The sequence below is a fragment of the Paenibacillus aceti genome (assembly GCF_003614185.1).
Classification (GTDB): domain Bacteria; phylum Bacillota; class Bacilli; order Paenibacillales; family Paenibacillaceae; genus Fontibacillus; species Fontibacillus aceti.
Genome location: NZ_KZ987724.1, coordinates 1,126,630 through 1,142,675, shown reverse-complemented (window position 1 = coordinate 1,142,675; position 16,046 = coordinate 1,126,630). Strand labels below are relative to the sequence as shown.

At 49.4% G+C, this 16,046-nt stretch carries 10 protein-coding genes; 2 read left to right on the top strand and 8 right to left on the bottom strand.

Annotated features, from left to right (window positions below):
- Positions 1-109: 109 nt before the first annotated feature.
- A complete protein-coding gene (locus BFJ94_RS05100; protein WP_120461690.1) occupies positions 110-1,366 on the top strand; it encodes a multidrug effflux MFS transporter in 1,257 nt (418 codons plus the stop codon).
- 160 nt (positions 1,367-1,526) lie between these two features.
- Here the strand turns inward: BFJ94_RS05100 and BFJ94_RS05095 are convergent, their stop codons facing one another.
- The 8 genes from BFJ94_RS05095 to BFJ94_RS05060 form a co-directional block, all read right to left on the bottom strand.
- Positions 1,527-4,307 (bottom strand): endo-beta-N-acetylglucosaminidase, encoded by a 2,781-nt coding sequence (locus BFJ94_RS05095; protein WP_120461689.1) that lies wholly within the window; start codon positions 4,305-4,307, stop codon positions 1,527-1,529.
- 102 nt (positions 4,308-4,409) lie between these two features.
- Positions 4,410-5,927 carry an ABC transporter substrate-binding protein gene (locus BFJ94_RS05090; RefSeq protein WP_120461688.1) on the bottom strand — a complete coding sequence of 506 codons (1,518 nt, stop codon included), beginning with the start codon at positions 5,925-5,927 and terminating at the stop codon, positions 4,410-4,412.
- A 206-nt stretch (positions 5,928-6,133) separates the two neighbouring features.
- The gene (locus BFJ94_RS05085) at positions 6,134-7,090 is read right to left on the bottom strand and encodes a carbohydrate ABC transporter permease (protein WP_120461687.1); all 957 of its coding nucleotides are present in this window, start codon (positions 7,088-7,090) and stop codon (positions 6,134-6,136) included.
- Between the two features lie 18 nt (positions 7,091-7,108).
- Entirely contained in the window at positions 7,109-8,038 is a 930-nt protein-coding gene (locus BFJ94_RS05080; protein WP_120461686.1) for an ABC transporter permease, read from the bottom strand.
- Between the two features lie 392 nt (positions 8,039-8,430).
- Positions 8,431-9,981, bottom strand: coding sequence for a response regulator transcription factor (locus tag BFJ94_RS05075; RefSeq protein WP_120461685.1), 1,551 nt, complete (start codon positions 9,979-9,981; stop codon positions 8,431-8,433).
- Positions 9,981-11,828 carry a sensor histidine kinase gene (locus BFJ94_RS05070; RefSeq protein WP_229717074.1) on the bottom strand — a complete coding sequence of 616 codons (1,848 nt, stop codon included), beginning with the start codon at positions 11,826-11,828 and terminating at the stop codon, positions 9,981-9,983. The genes BFJ94_RS05075 and BFJ94_RS05070 overlap by 1 nt, the downstream gene beginning before the upstream one ends.
- A gap of 171 nt (positions 11,829-11,999) precedes the next feature.
- Positions 12,000-12,929: a GumC domain-containing protein gene (locus BFJ94_RS05065; RefSeq protein ID WP_120461683.1), complete on the bottom strand. Its 930-nt coding sequence runs from the start codon at positions 12,927-12,929 to the stop codon at positions 12,000-12,002.
- Positions 12,930-13,422: 493 nt separating this feature from the next.
- Positions 13,423-14,373 carry a Gfo/Idh/MocA family protein gene (locus BFJ94_RS05060; RefSeq protein WP_229717073.1) on the bottom strand — a complete coding sequence of 317 codons (951 nt, stop codon included), beginning with the start codon at positions 14,371-14,373 and terminating at the stop codon, positions 13,423-13,425.
- 225 nt (positions 14,374-14,598) lie between these two features.
- Here BFJ94_RS05060 and fabV point away from each other — a divergent pair, with 225 nt between their 5' ends.
- Entirely contained in the window at positions 14,599-15,789 is a 1,191-nt protein-coding gene (fabV, locus tag BFJ94_RS05055) for an enoyl-ACP reductase FabV (RefSeq protein WP_120461682.1), read from the top strand.
- Positions 15,790-16,046 lie beyond the last annotated feature (257 nt).

Sequence of the window (16,046 nt, the reverse complement as noted above, 5' to 3'; positions counted from 1 at the left end):
AAAACCTCTTCTCACATGCCGCGCCTGTAGTATAATGTAAAAATGCTGAAAAAATCATACTCGCGGTCCAATCACTTCGGGACCCTGAAATGGAAAGGAAGAACAAACAATGAGTCTTACAGCAGATGGTCCATCTGTCGCTACACAACCTCAACCTCAAACTCGATCACGCCGTCTGCAAATGGTGTTGATTCTAGGCTGCTTGTCGGCCTTCGGTCCATTCTCACTGGACATGTATTTGCCAGCTCTGCCCTCGCTGGCGCAAGATCTGAACACCAGCGCATCGATGGTGCAGCTGAGCCTGACTTCCTGCCTGCTCGGTCTAGCGCTCGGGCAGCTGATCGTCGGCCCCTTGAGTGACATGCGCGGCAGGCGTATGCCGCTGATCATATCGCTGGCCATGTACGCGATCAGCTCTTTGCTCTGCGTATTCGCTCCGACCGCTGGCCTCCTGAATGTACTGCGTTTCATTCAAGGCCTGTCCGGCTCCGCCGGCATCGTGCTGTCCCGTGCAGTCGTACGCGACATGTACTCCGGCACCGAGCTTACCAAGTTCTTCTCGATGCTGATGCTCGTTAACGGGGCGGCGCCTATACTGGCACCGATCTTCGGCGGTCAGCTGCTGACCTTCGTCTCCTGGCGCGGCGTGTTCGTCGTGCTGACGCTCATCGGCGTCATCATGATGCTGTCGGTGCTGCTCGCTCTGCCTGAAACCTTGCCGAAGGAGCGGCGCCAGTCGGGAGGATTGGGAACGACGCTACACACCTTCCGGAAGCTGCTCGTCGATCGCTTGTTCATGGGCTATTGCCTATCTCAAGGCCTCATCACCGCGGCGATGTTCGCTTATATATCCGGCTCCTCCTTCGTTCTGCAGAACATTTACCATGTATCGGAGCAGGCTTATAGTCTGATCTTCGCCATGAACGGTGCCGGAATCATTATTGCCAGTCAGCTCACCGGCCGTCTGGCCAATCGGTTCAAAGAAACGAGACTGATGCGCTTCGGTTTGTCTCTAGCTGCATTGTCCTCTATCGCTCTGCTTATTGCCATTATTTTTCACGGAGGACTTGTATCGATCCTGATTCCATTATTCTTCGTCGTCTCCTGTGTCGGGATCGTCGGTACAGCCAGCTTCACCCTGGCGATGCAAGATCAAGGCGAATCCGCAGGCAGTGCCTCGGCCCTGCTCGGTCTCTTGCCTTATATACTCGGCGCAGCCGTTGCACCGCTGGTCGGTCTTGGCGGCGATATGAACGCCCTGCCGATGGGGATTGTCATCACGGTGGCAGATATTGGCGCTGTTATCTGTTACCTTCTCATCGTACAGAGAAAGAATAATAGACTCAGCTCTAACGAAACACCGTAACGCTATTCGGGCCCAAAAGGGCTCGCTATGAAACTCGGTATTGCTACTTCCTCCAAATAGCGATCTCTAGTTTCGTCAGACATTCCGCTGCAACAAAACAGCATCTCCCGCAGGCGATCAGGAAGCGATCATCTGCAATGGAGATGCTGTCTTTTTTATATTACTTTAAACCCTTAACCTCAAATCCGTAAATGCGTGCTGCTGTATCTCCGCCCTGGGTCGGCTTCTCAACGGTCAGTCTTGCATATCGAGCCTGGGTTAGCGCGATGGCATGCTTGCTGACTCCCTTCGTGTTGTCATTCACAGCGACAGCCTCGGTCCAATTCTCCCCATCCAGACTAAGCTCGATCTTGAAGACTCGGGTGTTGAATGCCGCTGGCTCATCGCCCGCTTCGGCATGCTTGATCACGAATTCGCTAACCTTACGCTCTGCGCCAAGATCAATCGTCAAGATATGCGGCGCATCACCAACTGCGCACCACTTCGTCTTGTCATCGCCATCGATCGCAAACTGCGGCGCTTCCTTCTCGTTTACGAAGCTGGATGCGGTCGCCTTCTGATTCAAAGCCAGGTCCGCAACCCCGCCTGCCGCTTCCTTAGTTACCGTAATCATCTGCCGGCTAACTACATCCTCGCCTTCACTATTTTTAGCCGTCAGCGTCACCGCGTAAGTTCCTTCTTCTTTATAAGTCACTACCGGATTCTGCTCGGTACTGGAGGATGGATCGCCACCCGGGAAGCTCCAATTCCAGCTCTCTGTAACTTCAGAGGATTTATCCGTAAACTTCACTTGGTCTCCAGGGGCGATCAGCGTCTGATCCGCCTCGAATGCAGCCGTTGGCTTCGGATAGGCCGGCCATTCAAAGGTCACTCCAGCCGGTTTACCTGCTTCATAGTGGCGATTCAGTGGAATAACAACCAGCTTGGTCTCCGCTTCCTTCTCAAGCCGTCTCATTTCCGGCACATAATATACGGTATTTCCGGTTAAGCCCATCAGCTCATATTTGCCGTCCGGCTTCACGCGGTAGATCTGGTAGTACAGGACATCCTTCTCATTCTGCGGAGCGCTCCATGACAATCTCGCATCCCCATAGATGCCATCCCGGAAATCATTCTCCGTTACTTTGAGATCCGTTACCGCCTTCAGAGTCTTGGCATGATCATTCACCTGCATGACTGCAAGCTGACCGATATTCACCTGATAATCTTTAATCAATTGATCACTCTCGAATTTCAGTGACAAGCCGACGATGGTGCGGCCTTTATATTGGTTCAGGCGTACCGAGCCCTGCTGCCAATCCTTGCCGTAGCCTACTGATGTCCATTTCTTCGGCTCGAAGAAGGTATACTGATCTGGAGCGTCGGAGAAGGCAACACCGATCTTCACCTTGCCAGCCTCTACATTCGCTTGATAGGTAACCGACAATTCTGTGGTCGCTTCCACTGGCATATTCGCCTTATACAGCTTCACATGGGTCGGATTCGCCGGGGACAATTCGCCTTCCAGCTTCAAGGAACTGCCACCATTGTAAGCTGTGCTGAAGTCAAAGCCCGGAGCGAGTGGAGTTGCCCCTTCCGTCGTCTCAGTGATCCAGCGCCAGGTTGGCAGGATATCCTGCAGGCTGCGGTTGCTCCAATCCTTCTCCCGCATCACCTTGCCGTTAAGCGCATACATATGACCGTTGCCGGTATTAAAATGGGTAATAAATTCTGAGCCGCTTACTACGCTTCGATCTACAATATCATGAGCGATCCCTCGCCAAGCATATTGGTTATCTGCCTCAGCCGAACCGGTGTTTTGCGGATTTTTATGAGGGCCGACCCAGAAAATCTCTTCCTTCTCCATATACTCCTCATGCGTCTTCGAGCTGTTATAAGCCCAGTCCGGACGATAGATGCCTACCGAGGTTGTAGCCTCTTTTCCATCCGGGAACAGCACAGGCCAGTTGTACTCCCCATTGTAACCGTTCGCTTCGACATCGATGCCGGCGAACAGATCGTACGGGCTGCGACCAAGCTCCTTCGCTTGCTGCGGAGAGTTCAGGTACGGTGTTACATAATCGTATTTGCCATTCACTTCATCCTTGTACTGCCAGCGGAAATCGAGGAACATCTGGTCGGACACGCGCGTCTTGTCATCCTGGAAGAACATCTTGTTCTTGTCGGTCAGCGATCCCTGCCATTTAATCTGGCCTTCATCGATCATGGAGTCATACCAGACGACTTCCATCTTAGGCCCTTTGATCTGCTGCATATATTTCAGGAATTGCTGCATCTTCGCCGCATCTTCCTTGCTGGCTCCCTGGGTTTCCTGGTTGATGAACCAGCCGTCAAAACCATAGTAATTAGCGACTTCCATCAGCTTGTCGGCCACAGGGAAGGTCCCGTCCGGACGCTGCTGCAAGAGATCCTTCATCCATTCGATTTTGCCGCCATGCTCAGTCTGTGGCAGGAATACTGTACCCAGCACCGGTACGCCATTCTTGTGAGCAGCATCGATCACATCCGCGCTAGGCGGTACGATCAGGCCTTCACCGGCCGACCCGCCCCACATAACGAGCTTATCGATGTATTGCCAGAAGCTGAACGTATAAGAATGGAAGTTCTCAGAGCCCTGAGAAGGAGCGCCGCTCGTGCTTGGATACATCGAGGAAAGCGCTATCACTTTTGGCTGAATTTTAGAGGTCACATTGGTCTTCGCACCCTGGAAGCGTCCTTCCTTCAGTTCCACCGTGCCCCGGTTGAAGGGTGCATCCTTATCCTTCGCCGCAGACCATTCCAGCAAGGTATTCGGGTACCAATAAGAGGAATGAGGCTGAGCCGCCTTGGCCTCGCCGCTGAAGCCAAATAAGGTCATAGCAAGCACTGCGCTTCCCGCCATCATGGCAATCTGATGCTTCCTCTTGGATCTCATCAAGTAATTATCTTTAGCTCGTTTCATTAAATTGCCTCCCCTGTTTGTGTAAGTAGAACCTCTCACCTCATGCATTTTAGAAAAGAGAGAAACGGTCAAGTGTTTAACCGTTTCTCCTTAATGAATGGATTATTTTTGCTCTGCTTTCCAAGCATCAAATTGTTTTTGAGCTTCAGCGATAACCTTGTCGATCCCCGCATCCTTGAACTTCTGGATCGCCTTAGGCAAGTACTCGTCCGGATCCACGGAACCCGTGTACAACGAAGGAATAAATTCCTTAGCTACGTTCGTTACCGAAGCCACTTCTGTCTTAACGGGCGCTGTATCGAAGTTGAAGCCGAAGGTTGGAGCTACAGTCGCCGAGGAGTTGAACTTCTCGAATGCGTCCCATTTATCCTTCGGTTCGCCATCATGCAGATAAGTCAGGAACATATTACCAAGGGCGAAGCCTGGCATTGCATAGCTATCTTGCATAGCTGGAAGGTCTTCGATGTACGGCTCTTCCAACTTCTTGTAGTGAACGTCTTCCATACCATATTGAATCAGGTTACGCAGATAAACATCGGTGTTCAGCAGGTTCAGGAACATCATCGCACGCTCAGGGTTCTTCGAGTAAGAAGAGATCGCGAGCATGGAGCCTGCAGCGGAGCTAGTATAGATTACTGGATCATGCATCGGTCTAGTAATGATGTCGTATCCTGCGCTTCTGGACCAGCCAAGCTCTGCATATGGTTGCGTAATTTCACGGTCAACCAGCCATTTGCCGGTCTTCATGTTGTCGATACCATCGAGAGTTGCAACATCTTCACGCAAATAACCCGCTTTATAATAACTGCGAATTGTACCCAAAGCATCTTTCAATTCTGGTGTTTCCAACAGATTGATAAATTTGAAATCATCCGTATCCAGATACATACCGATCGGAATTTCGTCGCCGAGCAAGAAGTCTACTGGCAAATATGGCTTAAAGCTCTTAGGAACAGCCAATGGAGTGATGTCAGAAGACTCGTTCTCCTTGATCGTCTTCAGCAGTGGCTCAAGATCCTTAAGTGTCGTTACGTTCGAAATGTCGAGATTGTATTTATCAACATATTTCTTGTTGAAGCGCCATACGTATTGTTGCGCCAATTCTTTGTTGGCAGGAATACCATAGTTAACGCCATTCACCTTCGTACCTTCAAGGAAGCGAGGGTCGAGGACTTCTTTAATTCCTTTGCCATATTGATCAAGCAGATCATTCAATGGCATGAATGCGCCTTTGGCTGCGTTAGGCAGGTAGTCAAAAGCCCAGGAGCTTGTAAATGCGATGTCATAATCGTCACCGGAGCTGGTGATGACCTGTATCCGCTGGCTATAATCGCCCCAGTCGATCATTGTAATATCGTCTTTAGCGTTGATTTTCTCAGTTACATATTTATTGATCTCTTCCTGCACCTTAGGCAAATCCTTTTGGTTCGGTCCGATCAAATACAGTTTCAAGGTTACTGGGTCCAGCTTGGAAACATCGATCGTGCCATCGTTTTGGACAGCATTCTGCTCTTTGCCGGATGATGCGTTGTTCTCCTTCTTGTCTCCGCAACCGGCAAGCACTACAGACAGCATCATAACCAGCGCAAGCGACAACAATGATAACTTCTTCTTGGTCATTTTCTTTCCCCCTGATCTAAATTTTATGTTGCATTTATTGAAACCGCTTAACAATTCGCGGGATAACCGGCCGGACTTATGTCCGGCTGATTAATCCTTCTATCTTGTTAGTGCGGTAGCAACCATAGAAGTAGTTCAAAAAGTTCACTTTTGAACTTGATTGTAATGGATGTTAGAACATCAGATCATGCAAACAAATCCTCATCTTAGCCTTTAACAGAACCTACGGTCAAGCCTTGGACGAAATACCGTTGGAAGAACGGATAAGCCAGAACGATCGGAGTGGTTGCAAGTACAACCATCGCCATCCGTACCGTCTCTTGAGGTATCGTCGCGGCAAAATCAACCGCAGAACCGATGTTTTGTGCATTTTGAATCAAGAAGTCCATGTTCTTCTCAATTTTCATCAACAAGAATTGCATCGGCGGAGTAACCTTCGGACTATTGTAGTACAATAGCGCGTTGAACCAGTCATTCCAATAGCCGAGCGAGCTGAACAGCCCGATCGTGGCGATCCCTGGCAGAGATACCGGTAATACGATTCTGGCAAAGGTCAGGAACTCGCCGGCCCCGTCGATTTTCGCGGATTCAATAATTTCCTCCGGAATGGTCGTCTGGAAGAACGTCCGCATCACGATGATGAAGAAGGCATTCATCGACAATGGGAAGATCAGCGACCAGATGGTGTTCTGCAGGTGCAGGAACTGGGTCATCACGATGTAACCCGGAACCATACCACCGGAGAACAGCATCGTGAAGAAGGCCAGGAAGCTGAAAAATCCACGGAATTCAAAGCTTCTTCTCGATAGCGCATAAGCGTAGGTCGTTACGAGCGTCAAGCTGAGCACGGTACCCAGCACCGTGACGAGCAGCGTTACCCCGAAGGAGCTAAGCAGTTCGCCACCTGATTTGAAAATATACTCGTAAGCCTGTGTGCTTATTTTACTTGGAAACATGCTAAATCCATTAAGCGCCAGTGTCTGTTCATCCGTCAGCGATATGATGATAACGAAGATGAACGGAAAGACGCAAGAGAATGTAAACAAACCGATAAGGACATTAAATACTGCGTTCCAGAAAGGCGATATGGCGTTATAATCGCGCTTCTTCTTTTTTCTCCCCGCTCCTAATTGTTCGGCGGGCTGAGTCGTAGCTTGTGGCATAATAGCACCTCCGTTAAATTAGAAGATCGCATGATCTCTTTCGATTTTTCTGACGATGTAGTTCGCGAGCAAGATCAGCACTAAGCCAACGAGTGATTGATACAGACCAGCTGCTGTACTCATCCCGATATCGCCCATATTGATCAATCCGCGATATACGAAGGTATCGATAACGTTGGTCACTGGATACAGTGCGCCCGAATCCTTAGGCAATTGATAGAATAGACCGAAGTCTGAACGGAAAATACCGCCGATTGCCAGGATCGTCAAAATAATCATTAACGGTTTAAGCAGAGGTATCGTAATATAACGAATTTGCTTCCACTTCGTCGCCCCATCAATTACCGCGGCTTCATAGTAGGATTTATCAATCCCGGTCAGAGAAGCCAGATAGACAACGCTGTTATAGCCAACCCCTTTCCAGATCCCTACAAGTACAAGAATGAACGGCCAATATTTCGGTTCGGAATACCAGCTGATCTTGTCTCCACCGAAGAAGGTAATAATTTGGTTCAGTGTTCCCTTGTCCATGCTCAGGAAGGTAAAGGCGAAATAACTGATAATAACCCAGGAAAGAAAGTGCGGCAGGAACATCCCTGTCTGATACACCTTCGCCATCTTCTTGTTCACCAGCTCGCTTAGCATAATCGCGAAGGTTACAGCGATAATAAGCCCCAGGAATATGAAGAACAGGTTGTACAGAATCGTGTTCCTCGTAATGATATAAGCGTCATTCGTTGAGAATAAATACTCGAAGTTTTTGAATCCGACCCACTCGCTATTGATCACGCTGGCGAAGAAGCCGTCGCGGCTGATGCGGAAGTCCTTGAATGCTAGAACGGTCCCGAACATCGGCAAGTAGGCAAAAATTAAGAACCAGATTGTCCCTGGCAAAATCATGACCAGCAACGCCCGGTTTCTAATTACTTTCTTAAAAAATGCTGACATGATTCTCTCCCCCCTTTACTGCTGTCATCCTCTTGGTGCCTGAAAAGCCCGATTTGGATGGAATATAGAATATTGCCCTTTAACTATCTCTATTTTCCCAAGAAAGCGTTATCTGTCACAAGTTGAAAAATGCTCGAATCTTATGTACAAATTAAAGATATGTAGACAAACTAAAGATAGGAGTTCAAAAAGTACAGTTTTCAGCACCTGGAAGCTTGGATGAAGCTAGGGTAGGAGGAGCGGAGCGAAAATGGGTACGTTAGCACCGGAAGACCCGGGTGAATTCAAGATTCGAAGTCGAGACGGCTTCTTGTGTTTTCTTCGTGATCAAAAGTTTTTTGAATAACCTATAAAGGAAAGGCCACCCGCTAATACGGACGGCCTTTATTTGCTTATTTCGTATACATATGCCTTAATTCTGTGGGAGACACCCCTGCATACTTCTTGAACTGGCGATAGAAATACGAAGTGTCGATATAGCCTACACTGGCGGCGATCTCTGCCGTTTTCTGATCGGTATGGATTAATAATTGCGTCGCTTTCTCTATCCGGTATTGGTTCACATAATCCGAGAAGCTTAAGCCAACCTCCTGCTGGAATAGCTGGCCCAGATAGTTCGGATGCATATCGAGCTTCTGGCTCAAGGTCTTCAGCGATAATTCCTCCGCGTAATGCTCCTTCACCTGATCGATCAGAATAGCCACATGCCCGCTATACTCTTGCTGCACGTTCTCTCTATTCGCCAGACTGCGTTGAACGACCGAGATGACATGCTGGATTAACCCATGCAAGGTATTTATTCGGGCAAGCGCGGCGAACACCTCGCTGTAATCGGGGCGATCCTCCATATCCTTGGCGCTTAACATCAGCTGGATCGCCATATTAAGGCAATCACTTCGCTGGATGACGCTGCTCTGGAAGGCGCCCGGCAATACAGACTCGATGAATTCCACCACCGGCTCCGGCTTACCTTCAATTAATAGCTTGATATATTCCTCTTGATCCCAGACGACCGGACGCCGTTCCTCCGCTTCTATGAAGGAGGGGCTCATATAGATAATCTTGTCTTCTCCTGATACGAGATAGCGCTGGAACATCTGTTTCGCTTGCTTATAGCTATCCTGAACTCCCTGAAAATCACTGCTTAAGGCGCTGCTGACGGCCCACACCGACAATCCCGTCAGCTCAGAGATTCGCTTGGCGGTAGCCGGTACATTCTCCAGCACATGCTGCTCATGCTCGGGATCATTCGATACATAGAGCATCACCAGATCTTCATCCGCATCCGGGAAGCAGATCACCTCATCCTCTGCACTAATAGCCTCCCGCGCGATGACGCCACATTCCTCGCTCAGCCCATGCAGCCGGTACAGCCGTGAGATCGGCTTCTCCTGGGAGATAATCCGGTACACCAGCGCCTGTACATATTTATAGTTAAGCGGAATGCCAAGCAGCTCGGCGCGATGCTTGAATTCCTGGCCCTCGATCTCGCCCAGCACCCAGCGCTGCAGAATATTGCTGCGCAGCACCCTCCAATCTTCCTCATAGCGGAACATATTGAGCTCTTCGCGCTCCCAATCGCCACGGATATGCCTGATCGTCGATTCCAATTCATCGATATTAATCGGCTTCAATATGTAATTTTCAATTCCGAGCGTGATGCCCACCTTCACATATTCAAATTCCTCGTAGCCGCTTAGTACAATGAAGCGAGTCCGCGGATGGATCTGCTTCACTCTGCGGATCAGCTCCAAGCCATTCATGCGCGGCATCATGATATCCGTAATTAATAAATCGACGGGCTCCTCCTTAATCCGCTGCAGCGCCGTCTCTCCATCATTCGCAGAACCAGCGATCTCAATGCCATAATTATGCCAATCCGTAATCGAGCTCAAGCCTTGAGCGATCAACGGTTCATCATCCACAAAAAATACCTTTTTCATCACAGTATCCCCTCTTTCAGCATAGGTATTTCTACTCGAATCTCCGCACCTTCCCCGGGTTCACTGAATACGGCGATGCCGTAGTCCTCTCCATAGTTCATCCGAATTCTATCATGTACATTTATCAGTCCGATCGATGGCGTGCTCTTCTCCATCAAGTTGGAGGATAGATGGGAAGACCCGGACAGCATTTGATGGATCTCCTTTAATCTCTCCGGCGCAATTCCTGTTCCATTATCTTTCACGGTAATGATGACTCTACCCCCATCCCGGACCGCATGGATGCTCACCCGATTATCATCATCAAGAGAACGGAATCCGTGCACGATATAATTCTCTACAATCGGCTGAATCAGCAATTTAATAATGCTGCAGCCACTGACACATGGCTCTATATAAGTCTCAACCTCAAGCCGGCCCTCATAGCGGATTTGCAGCAGATCCAGATAAATAGAGCACATCTCGATCTCTTCCTTGATCGTGACGACCGTATCTTTTTTCACCATATTCTTGAACATCACAGACAGGCTGTAGACCATCTTGCCTACATCTCTCGCGCCCTCTGAATAGGCCTTCATACGAATCGATTCCAGCGTGTTATATAGAAAATGCGGATTAATCTGAGATTGCAGCGCAACCAGCTCAGCATGCTTCTGTTTAATTTCAGAGGTATACATTTTATCAATATATTGCTCCAGCCGTTCGCACATATCATTGAATCTTTGTGAAATCTGCTTCAGTTCATCCTCTCCCGGCATCTGAATCCGTGTAGATAAATCCCCTTCACCGATGCGGCTCATCGACACGATAATCCGGCGGATCTTCTTGGAGTACCTCCTCATCACCGTAGCAGTCAACACGAAGCTGGCGATGAAGAACAATAAAGTAACCAGAATTAAAGTCGTCTTCAAGCTGCCTGTACTCGCTTCTATCGTCGATTTGGAAACGATTCCAACCACCGAGAGTCCCGCATTCCCGGTATCCAGAATGTTGATCTTGGAGGGTTCATCCAGGCTGACCCATTTGTCGGTCGAATTGATCTCATAGCGATACGGATAGATCTGGCCCACATATTCCCCTGTGGAATCATACAGCACCTTGCCCATAGAGGTCATCACCAGCATCTGTCCATGGGTCGCAGGGACCCGGCTATCCAACCAGTTCGTAAGCTGCTTGCTGTCAAAATCAACGATTAGCATACCGATTCGATCCAAGGTCCAAGGGTCCTGAAGCTCGCGAGAATACGAATACATCGAAGTGGAGGCACCTTTGGTAGATATATTGGAGTTCGGACCATGACTCACCGTATCCCAGGTATAAGCGCGCCGCATCATAAGCCAATTATTCCACGACTCACCGGAACCGCTTTCATATTGAAGCTGTTGCTGCTCTCTCTCGAAATTCATGCCGAATTTGCGCGGATAGCTGTAGATAGAGACTCGCTTCGCTCCCGGCTCCAGCTCCATATAATTCTTGACCAACGTACTGTAGGAACGCAGTCTCTGTTCATTGGTCTCTGCAAACTGATTGAGACGATGGCCCAGATAGTTCTCATAGGGATTATTCAGAAAATAGACCAGATCATCGCTCAATGTAGCGTCTCCGTAAATCTGCTGAATCGTATTCTGAATATTCTCATACTGCCGATTGAGGTATATGCTCAGCACCTGGGCTGTCTTCATATTAGCATCCGTCTCCTCGCGGATCGTCCGCTGCACCTGATACTGGTACACCATCACCGCGGCTGTCGCGAATAGCATCATCATGACCGCTGAATACAATAGGATAATCTTGTTGAACATTTTCCGCTTTACATGATTGAGGTAGAATCTGCGAATCTTTGACACGACAGAACACTCCTGTTCATTGATATACTGTCCGCGTTTCAGTGTAACATTGGTCTTTGAAATCGGGCAAACTGATTTTTTGTGAAAACTTTTCTGCGCATGACAAAAAGAGACTGCTGACGTATCCATCCTACGTTCCACAGTCTCTCCTTCTATTAAACGAATGCTGATCTAGCGATAGGTCTCAACCATCTGCACATATTGCCGATGCAGTGAGCCGTACTCTTGCTTCACCTGACGATTGGAAGCAGCCAGGCGATCTATGATTTGATCGACTGTGGCCCTCCTGGAGGAAACTTGCTCCATCATCTCATTAATCCGTCCCTGAACGAACCAATCGGTAATAAAATTATCAAAAAAATAATCCGTGAACACCAGCAGTCCATCCATATTCAGATCGGTCGATACGGTATCCCCTACATCACGCAGTTCCTTCTCAAAGCGCTGCATACTGTTCTCGGCGGTATAGATCAGATCCATCGCGTCGTCGATGTAGTTATGTTTAATATGAGTAGATATCATTCCCCCGCCGAGCATATCATAGGTCCCCCAGCCCCGGGCCGCGCTCAGCTTCTCTTCCGCCTTGCCTAAGTCCTTCTGCACCCTTCCTCCCGCGTTCAGCGCTTCCTCCAGCTCTCTCCCCTGCACTGACAGATCAGCCAGCCGATCAGCGAGGTCCCGCAGCTCCTTGTTGCTATCAAGGATGACACGTTCCTTCTCCTGAAAAATTTGCTTGTAATCCAGCTCCCACCGGCGAACCTCATTCAGCTTGAACTCCAACTGATCGATCTGCTCCTGCACATTTTGCACGGCCCGTTCGGCATGATCGTATCTGATCTTGGCCTCTAGGGCCTCGCGCTGCTCCTCGTCGAGCTTCTCCAGCTTCTTGCCAAGGATCGAGTATATGAAGCCGGACAAAGATACGCCGCTCAACCGTTCGACATCCTTCTCTTCAGCAGCCAGTCTCCTGCGCGCCTGATCCCTTGTATGCCTCAGCTCCCCCAACTCTTCCTGCAGCTGGGCCAATCTAGACTCCCACTTCCTCATATTTCGTCCTTGCTCTTTCACCGCCGTCAACCGCTCATTCAAGCGCTCAAACATACGATCCATCCCCCTTCTAATTAGTGAACCCTCGCTCACTCTGGTGCCCCTTCTAGCTGCACCGTCTAACCTCACACGCTTCTGGCGAAATTAGCGGATTTCCGCCTGACGCTCCCCTGTATCGTACTCCATTTATTTATAGCAAAATCCCCGTGGGCCTGAGCTCACATACTGCGAAAACTGCAAATCTGCAGGCTTTGGCTAAGCCCAAGCTGGGCAACGAGCTGTCATGGACTCTTGCGGGGCGCTAACGAAACGTGGTAACGCTATTCGCGCCAAAATGGGGCTCCAAATAGGGTAACGAAACTGGGTAACGCTATTGCGTCCATATAACCGCTTAAAACGTAGATTTAGCTCAAATAGCGCTATGGTGTTTCGTTAGATTCGAATTAGTCTTGTTTTGGAGCAAATAGCGCTCCGTAGTTTCGTTACACGTCTTACCATGTATTAACGGATAGGAGCTTAATTCGTTTCATGGAAGTAGTAAAATGCGTCAAATTTCCGTCTGCGATTTCAGCGCAACTGCTCCCAGCTTCTCGGCCTCCTGAACGGCTAGCTCACAAATCCGGTGGCTCTCCAACGCGTCTGTATTCGTAATCAGCGGCTGCTCTTCACCTCGAACACATTTCAAGAAATGTTCGGTCATATCAGCAAAGCCTCTCCGATACAGCACCGGGTCCCAATCGCCATATTTCAGATGCTTCTCCTCCCCGTTAGCCAAATGAATCGCTGTATTCAGGCTATCGACGGTCCATTTATTGCCTGGATTCATAAGCTCAAGCAATTCTTCATTCGCACCTGAATCCCGGTTCATGATCCCGAAGCAGGTGAACCCATCGCCTTCCAGCTGCAGCGTAATATGATACAGCAGTCCGTCGTGAACATGCGGCTGCACGCCAATCCGCTTCACTTCCCCCGGAGCCAGATAACGTAATGTATCAATCACATGGATAAAATCATCAAAAATAAAGCGCCGCGCCACATCAGGCAGAGCAATACGATTCTTCTGCATAATCACCAATCTTGCATCCGCTTGCGCCTTCAAAGATGAAATCCTCGGCGCAAAACGGCGATTGAAGCCAACCATCAGCAGCACGTGATTCTGCTTAGCCAACTCGACAATTCTCTCGCATTCCTCGTAATGATAGGAGATCGGTTTATCGACGAACACATGAATCCCGTTCGTGATCAACTGCTCAGCAATTCGGGCATGCGATTCAGTGGACGAATGTATAAAAGCAGCCTTGATTCCGGTCGCTATTAATTGTTCCACACTTTCCGTTGTCTTAGCGATCCGGTACTTCGACTGCAGCTGCTCTAATGTCACTGCATTCCTCGTACAGAGCACCAGCTCAATATCTTCTCGATCCGCCATTACCGGCAAATAAGCCTTCGTGGCAATATCGCCTAATCCAATCATTCCAACTCGCATAGCTTGCATCATTTATTTCCTCCTTCTCGATAGGGTAAGACGACAGACTATTACTCTTTCGCTTTCGCTGCCGTTTCCTCCTTCACCTGCGGACAATGTTTCGGCGCAGCCCTTTTTCATTTTGGATTATACGGGTACAATAGAAAGGAATAGATTAATTTTGAACTATTGGCATTTATACGAATCATTCATCACGCATTTGCAGCAATTCTCTATTATGAAAGGAAACTCTATTCTATGATTATTAAACCTAGAACCCGCGGCTTCATCTGCACAACCGCTCATCCGCTCGGATGCGCCAAGCAAGTACAGAAGCAAATTGACTATGTCACCCAACGACCGACTATACATGGACCCAAGAATGTACTCATTATCGGAGCTTCAACTGGCTATGGGCTGGCCTCTCGCATTGTAGCCGCCTTCGGAGCCAAGGCGAATACGATCGGCGTGTACCGTCCAAGCACGGCAACAGCTACAAGGACCGCTTCCGCAGGCTGGTACAATTCCGCCGCCTTCGAGCAAGCCGCTGAATCAGCGGGCCTGCAGTCCTACAGTGTGACAGGCGATGCCTTCACCCACGAGATCAAATCCAAAACGGCGGAATTGATCGCTGCCAAGCTGGGCAAGGTGGATTTAGTGGTATATAGCGTAGCGACTGCACGCCGGACAGATCCGCAGACCGATCAGACCTATCATTCAACCTTGAAACCGATCGGGCAGCCGTACACGAATAAAACGGTCAACTTCCACACCGGTGAAGTGAGTTCGGTAACGCTGGAACCCGCTACGGATCAAGAGATCGCGGATACGGTTGCCGTGATGGGCGGCGATGACTGGAAGCAGTGGATTGACGTACTCGCTGAAGCCGGTGTCCTCGCTGATGATGCGGTGACGATCGCCTTCTCCTATATCGGCTCGAAGATCACCCAGCCGATCTACCGCGACGGTACGATTGGTCAGGCGAAGGACCATCTGGAACGCACCGCTCATGAACTGGATCAACGGCTCGCCGCTACAGGCGGACATGCCTATGTCACTGTCGGCAAGGCACTGGTGACTCAATCCAGCTCCGCGATCCCGGTCGTTCCCCTCTATATGTCAATCCTCTACAAGGTGATGAAGACCAAAGGCATCCATGAGGGAACGATCGAGCAGATGTACCGCTTATTCTCCGAACGGCTCTATGGTCCTGAAATCGTCCCTGTAGATGAGGAAGGACGCATCCGCATCGATGATTGGGAAATGCGTGGAGAGGTCCAGGCTGAGGTGGCCAAGCTGTGGGCACAGATCGATACAGACAACATTTACGAGCTGTCCGATCTTGCCAGCTACCGCCAGGAATTTTTCCGTTTATTCGGCTTCGAGGTGGACGGGATCGATTACGAGGCAGATGTTGATCCCGCAGTGACTGTACCTCATGTCGAATAGTGTATGAAAGTAATGGAGGCTTGATGGGACTCCCCAGATCACTGCATTAACCTCAACCAGGATACAGATCTTATTTACCCAAGGAGGGCCATATATCTACGATAAAATACAAAATAGGGGCCTCTATTTCCGTACTGTCTTAAACTGACTGATTTAGGGCGAATAGCGGCATACATTTCCGTAAAAATACAATCCGGTCCGATTTGCCGCACAATATTCAAAGCCCCCTGCCTGCCGCTCTTGTATCCCCCGCCGCG

What these genes read in the sequence shown, in the direction of transcription:
- fabV (WP_120461682.1), top strand. Translation starts at nt 14,599, where the DNA reads ATGATTATTAAACCTAGAACCCGCGGCTTCATCTGCACAACCGCTCAT.
- BFJ94_RS05060 (WP_229717073.1), bottom strand. Translation starts at nt 14,373, where the DNA reads ATGATGCAAGCTATGCGAGTTGGAATGATTGGATTAGGCGATATTGCC.
- BFJ94_RS05090 (WP_120461688.1), bottom strand. Translation starts at nt 5,927, where the DNA reads ATGACCAAGAAGAAGTTATCATTGTTGTCGCTTGCGCTGGTTATGATG.
- BFJ94_RS05100 (WP_120461690.1), top strand. Translation starts at nt 110, where the DNA reads ATGAGTCTTACAGCAGATGGTCCATCTGTCGCTACACAACCTCAACCT.
- BFJ94_RS05085 (WP_120461687.1), bottom strand. Translation starts at nt 7,090, where the DNA reads ATGCCACAAGCTACGACTCAGCCCGCCGAACAATTAGGAGCGGGGAGA.
- BFJ94_RS05080 (WP_120461686.1), bottom strand. Translation starts at nt 8,038, where the DNA reads ATGTCAGCATTTTTTAAGAAAGTAATTAGAAACCGGGCGTTGCTGGTC.
- BFJ94_RS05095 (WP_120461689.1), bottom strand. Translation starts at nt 4,307, where the DNA reads ATGAAACGAGCTAAAGATAATTACTTGATGAGATCCAAGAGGAAGCAT.
- BFJ94_RS05065 (WP_120461683.1), bottom strand. Translation starts at nt 12,929, where the DNA reads ATGTTTGAGCGCTTGAATGAGCGGTTGACGGCGGTGAAAGAGCAAGGA.
- BFJ94_RS05075 (WP_120461685.1), bottom strand. Translation starts at nt 9,981, where the DNA reads ATGAAAAAGGTATTTTTTGTGGATGATGAACCGTTGATCGCTCAAGGC.